The sequence below is a fragment of the Rhodococcus sp. DK176 genome (genome assembly GCF_038447315.2).
GTDB lineage: Bacteria > Actinomycetota > Actinomycetes > Mycobacteriales > Mycobacteriaceae > Rhodococcus_F > Rhodococcus_F jostii_A.
Genome location: NZ_CP118321.2, coordinates 7,767,319 through 7,783,053 on the forward strand (window position 1 = coordinate 7,767,319; position 15,735 = coordinate 7,783,053).

At 69.0% G+C, this 15,735-nt stretch carries 14 protein-coding genes; all 14 read left to right on the forward strand.

Annotated elements, in window-relative coordinates; all coding sequences use genetic code 11:
- The first annotated feature begins 4 nt into the window (after nt 1–4).
- Nucleotides 5–1,057 carry a bifunctional diaminohydroxyphosphoribosylaminopyrimidine deaminase/5-amino-6-(5-phosphoribosylamino)uracil reductase RibD gene (gene ribD, locus PSR88_RS36250; RefSeq protein ID WP_016880328.1) on the forward strand — a complete coding sequence of 351 codons (1,053 nt, stop codon included), beginning with the start codon at nt 5–7 and terminating at the stop codon, nt 1,055–1,057.
- Nucleotides 1,058–1,068: 11 nt separating this feature from the next.
- Nucleotides 1,069–1,677, forward strand: coding sequence for a riboflavin synthase (locus PSR88_RS36255; protein WP_005241761.1), 609 nt, complete (start codon nt 1,069–1,071; stop codon nt 1,675–1,677).
- 80 nt (nt 1,678–1,757) lie between these two features.
- Nucleotides 1,758–3,011, forward strand: a complete 1,254-nt coding sequence (locus tag PSR88_RS36260) for a bifunctional 3,4-dihydroxy-2-butanone-4-phosphate synthase/GTP cyclohydrolase II (RefSeq protein ID WP_009480441.1) — start codon at nt 1,758–1,760, stop codon at nt 3,009–3,011.
- Nucleotides 3,008–3,499: a 6,7-dimethyl-8-ribityllumazine synthase gene (gene ribH / locus PSR88_RS36265; RefSeq protein ID WP_005241766.1), complete on the forward strand. Its 492-nt coding sequence runs from the start codon at nt 3,008–3,010 to the stop codon at nt 3,497–3,499. The genes PSR88_RS36260 and ribH overlap by 4 nt, the downstream gene beginning before the upstream one ends.
- A gap of 13 nt (nt 3,500–3,512) precedes the next feature.
- The gene (locus tag PSR88_RS36270) at nt 3,513–3,965 is read left to right on the forward strand and encodes a PH domain-containing protein (protein ID WP_005241776.1); all 453 of its coding nucleotides are present in this window, start codon (nt 3,513–3,515) and stop codon (nt 3,963–3,965) included.
- Between the two features lie 68 nt (nt 3,966–4,033).
- Nucleotides 4,034–6,217, forward strand: coding sequence for an excinuclease ABC subunit UvrC (gene uvrC / locus PSR88_RS36275; RefSeq protein ID WP_011598874.1), 2,184 nt, complete (start codon nt 4,034–4,036; stop codon nt 6,215–6,217).
- A 44-nt stretch (nt 6,218–6,261) separates the two neighbouring features.
- Complete coding sequence (rapZ, locus tag PSR88_RS36280) at nt 6,262–7,128, forward strand: RNase adapter RapZ (protein ID WP_050787545.1); 867 nt, start codon at nt 6,262–6,264, stop codon at nt 7,126–7,128.
- On the forward strand, nt 7,125–8,150 hold the full coding sequence (locus tag PSR88_RS36285) for a uridine diphosphate-N-acetylglucosamine-binding protein YvcK (protein WP_016880329.1): 1,026 nt from the start codon (nt 7,125–7,127) through the stop codon (nt 8,148–8,150). The genes rapZ and PSR88_RS36285 overlap by 4 nt, the downstream gene beginning before the upstream one ends.
- Entirely contained in the window at nt 8,141–9,124 is a 984-nt protein-coding gene (gene whiA, locus PSR88_RS36290; protein ID WP_005262275.1) for a DNA-binding protein WhiA, read from the forward strand. Before PSR88_RS36285 ends, whiA begins: the two co-directional genes overlap by 10 nt.
- Nucleotides 9,125–9,386: 262 nt before the next feature.
- Nucleotides 9,387–10,406, forward strand: a complete 1,020-nt coding sequence (gene gap / locus PSR88_RS36295) for a type I glyceraldehyde-3-phosphate dehydrogenase (RefSeq protein ID WP_005241784.1) — start codon at nt 9,387–9,389, stop codon at nt 10,404–10,406.
- Nucleotides 10,407–10,423: 17 nt separating this feature from the next.
- Nucleotides 10,424–11,635 carry a phosphoglycerate kinase gene (locus tag PSR88_RS36300; RefSeq protein WP_016880330.1) on the forward strand — a complete coding sequence of 404 codons (1,212 nt, stop codon included), beginning with the start codon at nt 10,424–10,426 and terminating at the stop codon, nt 11,633–11,635.
- Between the two features lie 3 nt (nt 11,636–11,638).
- Nucleotides 11,639–12,424, forward strand: a complete 786-nt coding sequence (gene tpiA, locus PSR88_RS36305; RefSeq protein ID WP_016880331.1) for a triose-phosphate isomerase — start codon at nt 11,639–11,641, stop codon at nt 12,422–12,424.
- A 125-nt stretch (nt 12,425–12,549) separates the two neighbouring features.
- Nucleotides 12,550–12,783: a preprotein translocase subunit SecG gene (secG, locus tag PSR88_RS36310; protein WP_005241788.1), complete on the forward strand. Its 234-nt coding sequence runs from the start codon at nt 12,550–12,552 to the stop codon at nt 12,781–12,783.
- A gap of 46 nt (nt 12,784–12,829) precedes the next feature.
- Complete coding sequence (gene ppc / locus PSR88_RS36315) at nt 12,830–15,586, forward strand: phosphoenolpyruvate carboxylase (protein WP_011598878.1); 2,757 nt, start codon at nt 12,830–12,832, stop codon at nt 15,584–15,586.
- The last annotated feature ends 149 nt before the right edge of the window (nt 15,587–15,735 follow it).

Consider the following 15,735-nt stretch of genomic DNA (forward strand, 5'->3'; position numbering starts at 1 on the left):
CCACGTGCGGCACGAGAATTCGGCGGCGGACCTCGACGCCGCGATGCAGATCGCCATCGGCGCCGCGGAGTCGGCGCGCGGATTCACCAGCCCCAATCCGGCGGTCGGCGCGGTGGTCCTCGACGCCGCGGGACGCATCGCCGGTGTCGGGATGACGCAGCCTCCCGGCGGTCCCCACGCGGAGGTCGTCGCACTGCGGGGGGCGGGGGACGCCGCACGCGGCGGCACCGCCGTCGTCACGCTGGAACCGTGCAACCACCACGGCCGGACCGGGCCGTGCTCGCAGGCGCTGCTCGATGCCGGTGTGGTTGCGGTGCACTATGCGGTGGGTGATCCGAACCCCGAGGCCGCGGGCGGCGCGGAAACCCTCGTCTCGGCGGGTGTCGAGGTGACGTCCGGGCTGCGGGCCCAGGACGTCGAACGCGGGCCGCTCCGGGCCTGGCTGCACCGGCAGCGCACCGGACGGCCGCACGTGACCTGGAAGTACGCGGCCACCCTGGACGGGCGCAGCGCCGCCGACGACGGCACCAGCCAGTGGATCACCGGTCCCGAGGCCCGGGAACGCGTCCACGCCGACCGGGCGAAACTGGACGCGATCGTGGTCGGCACCGGGACGGTGCTCGCCGACGACCCGCGGCTGACCGCCCGGATGCCCGACGGATCGCTCGCGGCCCACCAGCCGGTGCGCGTCGTCGTCGGACTCGGCGACATCCCGGCGGACGCCCGGGTCCTCGACGACTCCGCGCCCACCCTGCTGCTGCGCACGCACGATGTGGACGAGGTCCTCGCCGCACTCGCCGAGTACACCGATGTGCTGCTCGAGGGCGGGCCCCGGCTGGCGGGCGCATTCCTCGCCGCGGGCCGGGTCGACCGCATCCAGGCGTACCTCGCCCCGCTGATCCTCGGCGCCGGCACGTCCGCGGTCGCGGAGGCAGGAGTGCACACGATCGACGGCGCGCTGCGGTTCCGTCACGAGTCGGTCGAAACAATCGGCTCCGATCTGTTGTTGAGTCTGGTTCCAGCAGTGTCCGAAAACCCTGACAGTCACCGAACGTAGGAGAAGCCACAGTGTTCACCGGGATCGTCGAAGAATTGGGTGAGGTCGTCGCCAAGGAGGAACTGGCCGACGCCGCACGGTTCACCGTCCGTGGTCCGGTCGTGACTTCCGACGCGTCACACGGGGATTCGATCGCGGTGAACGGTGTGTGCCTGACCGTCGTCGAGGTGCTGGCCGACGGCTCCTTCACGGCCGACGTCATGCAGGAGACGCTGAACCGGTCGAGCCTGCAGAAGATCGACGTGGGCAGCCGCGTCAACCTCGAGCGTGCCGCCGCCCTGAACAGCCGCCTCGGCGGCCACCTCGTCCAGGGCCACGTGGACGGCACCGGGCACATCATCAGCCGCAGCCCGTCCGAGAACTGGGAGGTCGTGCGCATCGCGCTGCCCGACGCCATCTCCCGGTACGTCGTGGAGAAGGGCTCGATCACGGTCGACGGTGTGTCGCTGACGGTCTCGGCGCTCGGCGGGGAACGCGGCGAGGAGTACTTCGAGATCTCGCTCATCCCCACCACGCTGCAGCTGACCACGCTCGGAGCGGCGTCCGTCGGGACGCCCGTCAACCTCGAGGTCGACGTGATCGCGAAGTATGTGGAGCGGCTGCAAGCGGCCGGCCGCTGAGTCGTACTGTTGAGGAGCATCCCACGGATGCATCCGTTGTATTCGAAGATGCCTAAGTCAAGACTTTGGAGACCGAGCACGTGACCAGGTTCGACAGTATCGAGCGCGCCGTTGCGGACATCGCCGCAGGCAAGGCAGTCGTCGTCGTCGACGACGAGGACCGCGAGAACGAGGGAGACCTCATCTTCGCCGCGGAGAAGGCCACCCCCGAGTTGGTTGCCTTCATGGTTCGATACACGTCCGGCTATCTCTGTGTGCCGCTCGACGGCGCCGACTGCGACCGCCTCGGCCTGCCGCCGATGTACGCCACCAACCAGGACAAGCACGGCACGGCGTACACCGTGACCGTCGACGCCCGGGAGGGCATCGGAACCGGCATCTCCGCGTCCGACCGCGCCGCCACCATGCGGTTGCTGGCCGACCCGTCCAGCGGCGCCCAGGACTTCACCCGGCCCGGCCACGTCGTGCCGCTGCGCGCCAAGGAGGGCGGCGTGCTGCGCCGTCCCGGCCACACCGAGGCCGCCGTCGACCTCGCCCGGATGGCCGACCTCCGGCCTGCGGGTGTGATCTGCGAGATCGTCAGCCAGAAGGACGAGGGCCACATGGCCCAGACCGACGAGCTGCGGGTCTTTGCCGACGACCACAACCTTGCCCTGATCTCGATCGCCGACCTGATCGCGTGGCGCCGCAAGCACGAGAAGCACGTGGAGCGGGTCGCGTCGGCGCGCATCCCCACCCGGCACGGCGAGTTCACGGCCGTCGGCTACCGCAGCATCTACGACGACGTCGAGCACGTGGCGCTGGTCCGCGGCGACCTGCCCGGCCCGGACGGCGACGGCAGCGACGTGCTCGTGCGCGTGCACTCCGAATGCCTCACCGGCGACGTGTTCGGTTCGCTGCGGTGCGACTGCGGTCCCCAGCTCGACGCCGCGCTGGACATGGTCGCGCAGGAGGGCCGCGGTGTGGTCCTGTACATGCGCGGGCACGAGGGCCGGGGCATCGGCCTCATGCACAAGCTGCAGGCCTACCAGTTGCAGGACGCGGGTTCGGACACCGTCGACGCCAACCTCGAGCTGGGGCTGCCCGCCGACGCCCGCGACTACGGCATCGGCGCGCAGATCCTCGTGGATCTGGGCATCTCCTCGATGCGTCTGCTCACCAACAACCCGGCCAAGCGGGTCGGTCTCGACGGCTACGGCCTGCAGATCACCGAGCGGGTGTCGATGCCGTTGCGGGCGAACGCCGAGAATCTGACGTACCTGCGTACGAAGCGCGACCGCATGGGCCACGACCTGATCGGGCTCGACGACTTCGAAGCGGGAGAAATGCTGTGAGTGGTGAGGGACTGCCGGAGCTGCAACTCGGTGAGGCGGGCGACCTCCGGCTCGCCATCGTCGCCGGCAGCTGGCACGCCGAGATCTCCGAGGCGCTGATCGCCGGCGCGCAGCGGGTGGCGGCCGAGGCGAACGTGAAGAACGTCACCCTGGTCCGGGTCGCCGGTGCCATCGAACTGCCGGTGGTGGCGCAGGCCCTGGCCCGCACCCACGACGCCGTCGTCGCGCTCGGTGTCGTGATCCGCGGCGGGACGCCGCACTTCGAATACGTCTGCGACGCCGTCACGGCCGGTCTGACCCGGGTCTCGCTGGACGAGAGCACCCCGGTCGGGAACGGTGTGCTCACCACGGACACCGAGCAGCAGGCCGTCGACCGCAGTGGCCTGCCCGGCTCCGTCGAGGACAAGGGCGGTCAGGCGTGCGCGGCCGCGCTGGACACCGCAGTCACGTTGGCGCGACTGCGCCGCGCCGAGGAGTCCTTCGTATGATCCGGATCCATCCATGACCACTCCCGAATCCGAGTGGACACTCGTCGCGACGCCACGCAAGTCGCGTCGATACGCCATCGGTGTCGCGATTCTTCTCGTCGTCGTACATGTGACGTTCGCAATCCTGCTGCGCGGCGATTCCACGGGCGTGTACTTCCGGCTCGCCGACCAGCTGGCGTTCGCGGGAATCGGCTGCCTCCTCGCGGCAGCCGTCCTGCTGCTGACCCGGCCCCGGTTGCGGGTCGGGCCCCGCGGCATCGCCGTCCGCAACGTCCTCGGGGAGCGCATCGTCGACTGGGACCTGTACGAGGGGTTGTCGTTCCCGGACGGCGCGGCGTGGGCCCGGATCGAGCTGCCCGACGACGAATACCTGGCTGTGATGGCCATCCAGTCGAACGATCGCGAATACGCCGTGGACGCCGTCGACCGCTTCCGCGCACTCGCGTCGGAGTACGCACCGTCCTGAACCGGGGGTCGGCCCTCCGCGACGTCGCGGATGCGGGGTTGGTCGGTGGCGCCGACTAACGTGGAGGGGTGCCCGATCCTTCGACATATCGCCCCGCGACCGGAACGATTCCGGTCGACCCGGGTGTGTACAAGTTCCGCGATCCGCACGGCCGGGTCATCTATGTCGGGAAGGCGAAGAGTCTTCGTTCACGGCTGAATTCCTATTTCGCCGACGTCTCGACGCTGCACCCGCGCACCCGCCAGATGGTGACCACGGCCGGCAGCGTCGAGTGGACCGTGGTGAGCACCGAGGTCGAGGCTCTCCAGCTCGAGTACAACTGGATCAAGGAATTCGATCCCCGGTTCAACGTCCGCTACCGCGACGACAAGACGTACCCGGTTCTCGCGGTCACCCTGAACGAGGAGTACCCCCGGCTGTTCGTCTACCGCGGGCCCAGACGCAAGGGTGTCCGCTACTTCGGTCCCTACTCGCACGCGTGGGCCATCCGTGAAACCCTCGACCTACTGCTGCGGGTCTTTCCCGCCCGCACCTGCTCGGCCGGGGTGTTCAAGCGTCACAACCAGATCGGCCGTCCCTGCCTGCTCGGCTACATCGACAAATGCTCCGCGCCGTGCGTCGGACGGGTGTCCGCGGCCGAGCACCGCAAGATCGTCGAAGACTTCTGCGACTTCCTGTCGGGACGCACCGACCGGCTGGTCCGGCAGCTGGAGGCCCGGATGCAGGAGGCGTCCGAAGAACTCGACTTCGAGACCGCGGCGCGGCTGCGAGACGACGTGGGCGCGTTGCGGCGGGCGCTCGAGAAGCAGGCCGTCGTGCTCGGCGACGGTACCGACGCCGACGTCGCCGCCTTCGCGACCGACGAACTCGAGGCCGCGGTCCAGGTCTTCCACGTCCGGGGCGGCCGCGTGCGCGGCCAGCGCGGCTGGGTCGTCGAGAAGGCCGGTGACGTCATCGACTGGGCCAGCGTCGATTCCGAGGCGGGATCGGACCTGCCGCTGCTCGTCGAGCAGTTCCTCACCCAGTTCTACGGGGAGCAGGCGGCGCTGTCGGGCGCGACCGACCAGGAGGCCGGCACCAGCGGCGTGCCGCGGGAGGTCCTGGTGCCCGTGCTGCCGCCCGACGCCGAACAGGTGCAGGAGTGGCTCAGCGGTCTCCGCGGCTCCGCGGTCCGCCTCCGCGTGCCCCAGCGCGGCGACAAGAAGGCCCTCGCCGAGACCGTGCAGCGCAACGCCACGGAGGCGCTGCAACAGCACAAGCTGCGCCGCGCCGGCGACTTCACGTCCCGGTCGGCGGCACTGCAGGGCATCCAGGAGGCCCTCGACCTGGATTCGGCGCCTCTGCGCATCGAATGTGTCGACATCAGCCACGTGCAGGGCACCGACGTGGTGGCCTCCCTCGTCGTCTTCGAGGACGGCCTGCCCCGCAAGTCCGACTACCGCCACTACGCGATCAAGGAGGCGGCGGGCGACGGTCGCTCCGACGACGTCGCCAGCATTGCCGAGGTCACCCGGCGACGGTTCCTCCGGCACAACCGCGACGTCGGGGTGCTACGTGCCGAAGCGGCCGGGGCGGACGCCGACCAGGTGTCGGGCGGGGACGGCGGCGACCTGGCCCCGGAGGCGGCGATCGATCCGCAGACCGGCAGGCCGCGGCGGTTCGCGTACCCACCGAACCTGTTCGTCGTGGACGGCGGAGCCCCGCAGGTGGCCGCGGCCTCGGCGGTCCTCGACGAACTGGGCATCACCGACGTCGCCGTGATCGGGCTGGCGAAACGGCTCGAGGAGGTGTGGGTGCCGGGGGAGGAGGACCCGGTCATCCTCCCGCGCACGAGCGAGTCGCTGTACCTGTTGCAGCGGGTGCGCGACGAGGCACACCGCTTCGCGATCACGTTCCACCGCAGCAAGCGGTCCCGTCGGATGACGGCGTCCGCACTCGACTCGGTCCGCGGGCTCGGCGAGACCCGGCGCAAGGCCCTGGTGACGCATTTCGGTTCCGTCGCCCGCCTCAAGCAGGCGTCCGTCGAGGAGATCACCGCGGTGCCGGGCATCGGAACGGCCACGGCGAAAGCGGTACTCACCGCTCTCGGGGCGGAGGAACCGTCTGCGGACGTCGTGGGAGTGGGGGATGATGAACCAGATCGGAACGGGCCGGGCACGGCAGAACGGAACGGCGCGGACATTCCCCGCGAACCGGTAGAACAGCACGGCCCGGCAGCACAGAGCGCTTCGCAACGGACAGGTGTCGAGTGAACGAGCAGCACGCGCAGAGTGACCGTCCACCCACGGTTCGGCCGATGGACTTCCTTCTCGTCACCGGGCTCTCCGGGGCGGGTCTGCAGACTGCGGCGAAGGTCCTCGAGGACCTCGGCTGGTATGTCGCGGACAACCTTCCCCCGGAACTGATTTCCCGGATGGTGGATCTGAGCCTGGAATCCGATTCGCGGCTCGAGCGGCTCGCCGTCGTCATCGACGTGCGCAGCCGGTTGTTCACCGGCGATCTCGGCTGGGTCCTCACCGAACTGGAGAGCAAACCCGTGCACACGCGGGTGCTGTACCTCGACGCGTCGGACGAGGTCCTGGTGCGACGTTTCGAACAGGTGCGCCGCAGTCACCCGCTGTCGGGGGGAGGCGCCGAGGGCACCCTGTCGGAGGGCATCGCCGCCGAGCGCGATCAGCTCGCGAAGGTGAAGGCCGCCGCGGATCTGGTGATCGACACGTCGTCCCTGGCCGCGCACCAGTTGCGGCAGAAGATCGAGGACGCGTTCGGCGACGCCGAGAACCGGACGATGCAGGTAACAGTCCAGTCGTTCGGTTTCAAGTACGGTCTTCCGATGGACGCCGATCTCGTCTGCGACGTCCGCTTCCTGCCCAACCCGCACTGGATTCCCGAGTTGCGTCCGCACACCGGGCAGAGCGAGGACGTGCGGGACTACGTGTTGTCGCAGGACGGTGCCGAGGACTATCTGGCCACGTATCACCACCTGCTGGATCTGACGATCGCGGGATATCGTCGGGAGGGGAAGCGCTACATGACCATCGCGGTGGGGTGCACCGGGGGGAAACATCGGAGTGTCGCGATGTCGGAGGCCTTGGCGAGCCGACTCGGAAAGGACTCCGGGCTGAACGTGCGCGTCGTCCATCGTGATCTGGGGCGCGAATGAGGCCGGTGAACCAGCCGCCTGCGATCGTCGCGCTCGGCGGGGGCCACGGACTGTTCGCCACCCTGAGCGCCGCGCGCCGGCTCAGCCGTGACGTCACGGCTGTCGTCACCGTCGCTGACGACGGCGGATCCTCGGGGCGGCTGCGCGCCGAACTGGGTGTCATCCCGCCGGGGGATCTGCGGATGGCACTCGCCGCACTCGCCGCGGACGACCCCGAGGTGCAGGACTGGACGGACACCATCCAGCACCGCTTCGGCGGGATCGGCGCCCTCGCCGGCCACTCGGTGGGCAATCTCATCCTGGCCGGCCTCACCGAAGTGCTCGGCGACCCCGTCGCCGCGCTCGACGAACTCGCCCGGTTGCTGCGGATCAACGGGCGCGTTTTGCCGATGTCGCCGATCGCCCTGGACATCGAGGCCGACGTGCAGGGCCTCGAGGCGGACCCGCGGGTCAGCCGCTGCATTCGCGGGCAGGTCGCGGTCGCGACCACCCCCGGCAAGGTGCGCCGCGTGCGACTGCTGCCGGCGAATCCGCCCGCCTGCCCGGACGCGGTCCGGGCGATCGAGGTCGCCGACATGGTCGTCCTCGGCCCGGGGTCGTGGTTCTCCAGCGTCATCCCACACGTCCTCGTGCCGGAACTCCTCGACACGCTGATCGCCACCGCCGCGCGGAAGGTGCTGGTGCTCAACCTGGCTCCGGAGCCGGGCGAGACCGCAGGATTCTCCACCGAGCGTCATCTGCACGTACTGTCCCAACACGCACCCGAACTCGCCGTCGACTTCGTCGTGGTCGATTCGGGTTCGGTTCCACCGGGGCGCGAGCGCGAGCACCTCGCCCGCGCCGCCGGACAGTTCCAGGCACGCGTCGTGTACGCCGACGTGTCGGAGCACGGCACCCACACGCACCATGCAGGAAAACTTGCGTCCGTTCTCGAACAGCTCTGGAGCGACCCCGATGCGGGGTCTCGGGGGAGCGAAGTGGCCGAGACACCAGAGGAAAGGGAGAGCGCTTCGTGGCAATGACAGCAGAGGTCAAAGACGAACTCAGTCGTCTCGTCGTCACTCATGTGAGTTGCCGGAAGGCCGAAGTCTCGTCGCTGCTGCGGTTCGCCGGGGGATTGCACATCGTCGGCGGCCGGGTCGTGGTCGAGGCGGAAGTGGATCTGGGGTCCACGGCCCGCCGGTTGCGCCGCGAGATCTTCGACCTGTTCACCTACAGCGCCGACGTCCACGTCCTCAGCGCCGGCGGGCTACGCAAGTCGTCCCGGTACATCGTGCGGGTCGCGAAGGAGGGCGAGGCCCTCGCCCGCCAGACCGGTCTCCTGGACCTGCGGGGACGCCCCGTGCGCGGGCTTCCCGCGCAGGTGGTCGGTGGCAGCGTCGCCGACGCGGAAGCCGCGTGGCGCGGCGCGTTCCTGGCGCACGGTTCGCTGACCGAGCCGGGCCGGTCGTCGGCGCTCGAGGTCAGCTGCCCCGGCCCGGAGGCGGCGCTCGCGCTCGTCGGGGCGGCGCGCAGGCTGGGCATCTCCGCGAAGGCGCGTGAGGTCCGCGGCACCGACCGGGTGGTGATCCGCGACGGCGAGGCCATCGGCGCGCTACTCACCCGGATGGGCGCCCAGGACACCCGCCTCGTGTGGGAGGAACGCCGCATGCGCCGGGAGGTCCGTGCCACGGCCAACCGGCTCGCCAACTTCGACGACGCCAACCTGCGCCGGTCGGCGCGAGCGGCCGTCGCGGCCGCGGCCCGCGTCGAACGGGCCCTCGACATCCTGGGCGACGAGGTGCCCGACCATCTGGCGGCGGCCGGTCACCTCCGGGTGGAGCACCGGCAGGCGTCCCTCGAGGAACTCGGCCAGCTCGCCGACCCGCCGATGACGAAGGACGCCGTGGCCGGCCGCATCCGGCGGTTGCTGTCCATGGCGGACCGCAAGGCCAAGGAAACCGGCATCCCCGACACCGAGTCGGCCGTCACCGCAGACCTTCTCGACGACGCCTGACCGTCGTCGGCGGTCGCCTCCCGCCACCCCCGGTCCCGGACGAACGGGACGCTCGTTGCGCCAGATCGGACGAGCGTCCCGTTCGTTCGGGTCGGGGCGGCACGGAAAGGGCGCCCGGAGGTGACTGCGCGCGAGCGTGGCCCGCGCACTAGGGTAAGAGCCACATCGACCGATGAAACCTCGCGCCGACCACCCGTCGGTGGTGTCGTAGCGGCGCGGGAGCAGAGCTGCACAACCAGAATCATGCGCAAAGGAGCAGATTGTGACTGTCCGGGTAGGCGTAAACGGTTTCGGCCGTATCGGACGTAACTTCTTCAGGGCGGTGGATGCGCAGAAGGCGCTCGGAACCACCGACATCGAGATTGTGGCGGTCAACGACCTCACGGACAACGCTACGCTGGCGCATCTCCTGAAGTACGACTCGATCCTGGGTCGTCTCCCGCACGACGTCTCGCTCGAGGGTGAAGACACCATCGTCGTCGGAAACCAGAAGATCAAGGCACTCGCCATCAAGGAAGGCCCCGCAGCGCTTCCCTGGGGTGACCTGGGCGTCGACGTCGTCGTCGAGTCCACCGGCATCTTCACCGACGCAGCCAAGGCGAAGGGCCACCTCGAGGCCGGCGCCAAGAAGGTCATCATCTCCGCCCCGGCCAAGGGCGAGGACATCACCATCGTGATGGGCGTCAACGACGACAAGTACGACGGCAGCCAGAACATCATCTCCAACGCCTCGTGCACCACCAACTGCCTCGGTCCCATCGCCAAGGTGCTCGACGACGAGTTCGGCATCGTCAAGGGCCTCATGACCACGGTCCACGCCTACACCCAGGACCAGAACCTGCAGGACGGCCCGCACAGCGACCTGCGTCGCGCCCGCGCCGCCGCCCTGAACGTGGTCCCCACCGGCACCGGTGCCGCCAAGGCCATCGGCCTGGTCCTCCCGCAGCTACTCGGCAAGCTGGACGGCTACGCGCTGCGTGTCCCGATCCCCACGGGCTCGGTCACCGACCTCACCGCGAACCTGAAGAAGTCGGCCAGCGTCGAGGACATCAACGCCGCGATGAAGGCTGCCGCCGAGGGGCCCCTCAAGGGCATCCTGAAGTACACGGACGCCCCGATCGTGTCGTCGGACATCGTCACCGACCCGCACAGCTCGATCTTCGACTCCGGCCTCACCAAGGTCATCGACGATCAGGCCAAGATCGTGTCCTGGTACGACAACGAGTGGGGTTACTCCAACCGTCTGGCCGACCTCATCGGTCTCGTCGCCAAGTCTCTCTGAGCGAAGGTCCGGTAACAGTGGCAGTTCAGACTCTCGACGATCTGCTGAACGCTGGGGTCGAGGGGCGCGCCGTGCTGGTGCGCTCCGACCTCAACGTTCCGCTCGACGGTGACCGGATCACCGATCCGGGGCGCATCATCGCTTCCGCGCCGACGCTGAAGGCGTTGGCGGAGGCGGGCGCCAAGGTCATCGTCACCGCCCATCTGGGTCGCCCCGAGGGCGAGCCCGACCCGCAGTATTCCCTCGCACCGGTGGCGGTGAAGCTCGCCGAGGTGCTGGGACGCAACGTCCAGCTCGCCGGCGACGTCGTCGGGCAGGACGCTCTCGCACGTGCCGAGGGGCTCACGGACGGCGACGTTCTCCTGCTGGAGAACATCCGCTTCGATCCGCGGGAGACCAGCAAGGACGAGGCCGAGCGGACGAAGCTCGCCAAGGCTCTGGTCGAACTCGTCGGCGACGACGGCGCGTTCGTGTCCGACGGATTCGGTGTCGTCCACCGCGCGCAGGCGTCGGTGTACGAGGTGGCCAAGCTGCTCCCGCATTACGCGGGCAAGCTCGTCGAAGCCGAGATCAAGGTGCTCGGCAAGCTCACCGAGGAGCCCGAGCGGCCGTACGCGGTCGTGCTGGGTGGGTCCAAGGTGTCCGACAAGCTCGCGGTGATCGAGGCGCTGGCCCCCAAGGTCGACACCCTCGTCATCGGTGGCGGCATGTACTACACGTTCCTGGCGGCGCAGGGCGTGTCGGTCGGCAACTCGCTGTGCGAGGAGTCGATGATCGACACGTGCAAGGCGCTGCTCGAGCAGTACGCCGACGTGATCCACATCCCGCAGGACGTGGTCATCGCCGACTCGTTCTCGGCGGACGCCGAGTCGAAGATCGTGTCGGTGCTCGAGATCCCGGACGGCTGGATGGGCCTCGACATCGGACCGCAGTCGGTTCGCCGGTTCGCGGCGATCCTGACCAGCGCGAAGACCGTCTTCTGGAACGGCCCGATGGGCGTGTTCGAGTTCGAGAAGTTCGCCGCGGGCACCAAGGGTGTCGCCGAGGCGATCATCGAGGCCACCGGGAAGGGCGCGTACAGCGTCGTCGGTGGCGGTGACTCCGCCGCGGCGGTCCGCCAGCTCGGTCTGCCCGAGGACGGGTTCTCGCACATCTCCACCGGCGGCGGCGCCTCCCTCGAGTACCTCGAGGGCAAGGAACTCCCCGGCATCGCAGTTCTGGAGGGCTGAGGCATGGCACGGAAGCCGCTGATCGCCGGCAACTGGAAGATGAATCTGAACCATCTCGAGGCCATCGCGCTGGTTCAGAAGATCGCCTTCTCGCTCCCGGCGAAGTACTTCGACAAGGTCGACGTGACGGTGATCCCGCCGTTCACCGACATCCGCAGCGTGCAGACCCTCGTCGAGGGCGACAAGCTCCTGCTCACCTACGGTGCGCAGGACGTTTCGGCCCACGATTCGGGTGCGTACACCGGCGAGATCAGCGGCTCCATGCTGGCCAAGCTGGGCTGCACGTTCGTCGTCGTCGGGCACTCGGAGCGCCGAACCCTGCACTGCGAGGACAACGACACCGTGCTGGCCAAGACCAAGGCCGCGCTGAAGAACGGGATCACCCCGATCGTCTGCATCGGTGAGGGCCTCGACGTCCGCGAGGCCGGCGAGCACGTGTCCTACAACGTCGAGCAGTTGCGGGGCTCGCTCGCCGGACTGTCCGCCGAGGACATCGCGAAGGTCGTCATCGCGTACGAGCCGGTGTGGGCCATCGGAACCGGTCGCGTGGCCAGTGCCGCGAACGCGCAGGAAGTCTGCGCCGCGATCCGCGCCACGCTCGGTGAGCTGGCCTCGCAGGACGTCGCGTCCGGTGTCCGCGTTCTCTACGGCGGCAGCGTCAACGCCAAGAACGTCGGCGAGATCGTCGGTCAGACGGATGTGGACGGCGCCCTCGTGGGCGGCGCCTCACTGAAGGCCGACGAGTTCGCGACGCTGTCGGCGATCGCTGCGGGCGGACCTCTGCCGTAAGGCGCCTTCGGCGCCCGTGCGCCTTTCCGGTACCTACAGCTACCGGAAAGGCGCACGGGCGGGCAGCGCCTGTAGGGTGTACGAGGTCGTTGTTGTTCCTACTGGATGGGTGGACGTAGACAGACATGGAACTGTTCCTGGATATCCTGCTGGTGGTCACCAGCTTGCTGCTGATTCTGCTGGTGCTGCTGCACCGCGGTAAGGGCGGCGGTCTGTCCAGCCTGTTCGGTGGCGGCGTCCAGTCGAGTCTGTCCGGTTCCACCGTGGTCGAGAAGAACCTCGACCGGCTTACCGTCTTCACCGGCCTGATCTGGCTGATCGCGATCATCGGAATCGGCCTGGAGATCAAGTTCGGCTGATCGGCTTCATCATGCGGACGGGCCGTCACCGGTCGATACTGGATGAATGATCGAAACCCCACGTGAGGCCACTGAACCACTCCGCGAAGACATTCGGCTCCTGGGCGGCATCCTCGGTCAGATAGTGCGGGAACAGGCCGGGGACAGCGTCTTCGACCTCGTCGAGAAGGCCAGGGTCGAATCGTTCCGGGTTCGTCGTTCCGAGATCGACCGCGCAGATCTGGCGGACATGTTCACCCAGGTGTCCACGAGCGACACCATTCCCGTCATCCGGGCCTTCAGCCACTTCGCCCTGCTGGCCAATCTCGCCGAGGACATCCACCGTGAACGCCGGCGTGCCGTCCACGTCGCCGCCGGTGAACCCGCCCCCGACAGCACCCTGACCGCCACGTTCGCCAAACTCGACGCTGCGCACCTCGACAGCGCCGTCGTCGCGGACGCGTTGCGCGGGGCGCTCGTGTCGCCGGTCATCACCGCCCACCCCACCGAGACCCGCCGCCGGACGGTGTTCGAAACCCAGTCCCGCATCACCGAACTGATGCGCTACCGCGAGCGGACCGCCCTGACCGAGAGCGAGACGGCCGACGTCGACGTCCGGCTGCGGCGGCAGATCCTCACCCTGTGGCAGACCGCGCTGATCCGGTTGTCGCGGTTGCGGATCCAGGACGAGATCGAGGTCGGGCTGCGGTACTACGACGCGGCACTGTTCGAGGTCGTCCCGAAGATCAACGCCGAACTGCGCGGCGCCCTGCGATCGCGGTGGCCGGACGCGGATCTGGGCCGGGAACCGATTCTGCGCCCCGGCTCGTGGATCGGCGGCGACCGCGACGGCAACCCGTACGTCACCGACGAGGTGGTCCGGCAGGCCACCACCCGTGCCGCGGCCACCGCCCTCGAGCATCACCTCGGGGAACTCGAGACGCTCGAGCGCGAACTGTCCATGTCGGCCCGCCTCGTCACCGTCACGCCCGCACTCGACCTCCTGGCCGCGGCCTCGCAGGACGATTCCCCGTTCCGCGCCGACGAGCCGTACCGGCGCGCGATACGGGGTATCCGGGGGCGTCTCACGGCCACCGCGCACCGCATTCTGGGTGAGGCACCCGATCACGGGCTCGACCTCGGGCTCGCACCCTACGACACCCCGCGGCAGATGCTCGACGAACTCGACGTCGTCGACGACTCCCTGCGGCGCGGAGGTGACGGCACCATCGCCGACGACGGGCTGGCGAACCTGCGGGACTCGGTGGAGGTGTTCGGTTTCCACCTCTCCGGACTGGACATGCGGCAGAACTCGGACGTGCACGAGACCGTCGTCGCCGAGCTGCTGGCGTGGGCGGGCGTGCACCCCGACTACCCGTCGCTGTCCGAGGACGAGCGGGTGGAGTTGCTGTCGGCGGAGCTGTCCACCCGGCGCCCACTGACCACCGCGAACGCGGAGTTCAGCGAGCTGACCGCGAAGGAGCTCGCCATCCTCCAGGCCGGCGCCGAGGCGGTCCGGACACTCGGTGCGGGCGCCGTGCCCAACTACATCATCAGCATGTGCACCTCCGTCAGCGACATGCTCGAGGCCGCTGTGCTGCTGAAGGAGGTGGGTCTGCTCGACCCCGGATCGGGGGAGGCGCCGTCCTGCCCGGTGGGCATCGTGCCGCTGTTCGAGACGATCGAGGACCTGCAGCAGGGGGCCGCCACCCTCGAGGCCACCCTCGAGGTGCCGATCTACCGGGCCCTGGTGACGTCGCGCGGCGACTCGCAGGAAGTGATGCTCGGGTACTCCGATTCCAACAAGGACGGCGGCTACCTGGCGGCCAACTGGGCGCTGTACCGCGCCGAGCTGGATCTGGTGGACGCCGCCCGCAAGACGGGAATCCGGTTGCGGCTCTTCCACGGTCGCGGCGGCACCGTGGGTCGCGGCGGCGGACCCAGCTACGAGGCGATCCTCGCGCAACCGCCCGGCGCGGTGGCCGGGTCGCTGCGGATCACCGAACAGGGCGAGGTGATCGCCGCCAAGTACGCGGAACCCCGCCTCGCGCAGCGCAACCTGGAAACGCTGCTCGCCGCGACCCTCGAAGCCACCCTGCTCGACGTCGAGGGACTCGGCGACGACGCCGAACCGGCATACCGCATTCTCGACGAGCTCGCCGCGCTGGCCCGCCGCGCCTACGGCGAATTGGTGCACGAGACACCCGGATTCGTGGAGTACTTCGAGATGTCGACTCCGGTCGCGGAGATCGGGGCCCTCAACATCGGCAGCCGCCCGGCCTCACGGAAGCAGACCACGTCCATCTCCGACCTCCGGGCGATCCCGTGGGTGCTGTCGTGGAGTCAGTCCCGGGTCATGCTGCCCGGGTGGTACGGCACGGGTGCGGCGTTCGAGGAATGGACGCAGGGCGACCCCCAGAGGGTGGCCACGCTGTCCCGCCTGTACGAGAAGTGGCCGTTCTTCCGGACGGTGCTGTCGAACCTGGCGATGGTGATGTCGAAGTCCGACATGGGTCTCGCCGCCCGCTACGCGGAACTGGTTCCCGACGAGGAACTCCGCCGACGGGTGTTCGGCAAGATCGCCGAGGAGCACGAGCGGACCATCCGGATGTACAAGGCGATCACCGGGAACGACACCCTGTTCGCCGACAACCCCGGTCTGGAGAGGTCGGTGCACAATCGGTTCCCGTACCTCGAGCCCCTCAACCACCTGCAGGTGGAACTGCTGCGCCGCTACCGGGCCGGGGACGACAGTGATCAGACGCGCCGTGGCATCCAGCTCACGATGAACGGGCTGGCGACCGCGCTGCGCAACAGCGGATAGCCGGACCGGTTCCCGCGTTCCGCGAGAAGTGCGTGAACTTTCTTGCGGGGCGGGGGAACCGAACCGTCCTTCGCTGCGTCAAAACGGGAAAGAGCACGAACGTTTCCGAGACGAATTGGGGCGACGGATGAGGCGCTGCACGGGCAACC

Bases quoted from the DNA above. Each gene is read 5' to 3' on its own strand.
- PSR88_RS36270 (WP_005241776.1), top strand. From the start codon at position 3,513: ATGACCACTCCCGAATCCGAGTGGACACTCGTCGCGACGCCACGCAAG.
- ppc (WP_011598878.1), top strand. From the start codon at position 12,830: ATGATCGAAACCCCACGTGAGGCCACTGAACCACTCCGCGAAGACATT.
- PSR88_RS36285 (WP_016880329.1), top strand. From the start codon at position 7,125: ATGAGGCCGGTGAACCAGCCGCCTGCGATCGTCGCGCTCGGCGGGGGC.
- rapZ (WP_050787545.1), top strand. From the start codon at position 6,262: ATGGACTTCCTTCTCGTCACCGGGCTCTCCGGGGCGGGTCTGCAGACT.
- secG (WP_005241788.1), top strand. From the start codon at position 12,550: ATGGAACTGTTCCTGGATATCCTGCTGGTGGTCACCAGCTTGCTGCTG.
- tpiA (WP_016880331.1), top strand. From the start codon at position 11,639: ATGGCACGGAAGCCGCTGATCGCCGGCAACTGGAAGATGAATCTGAAC.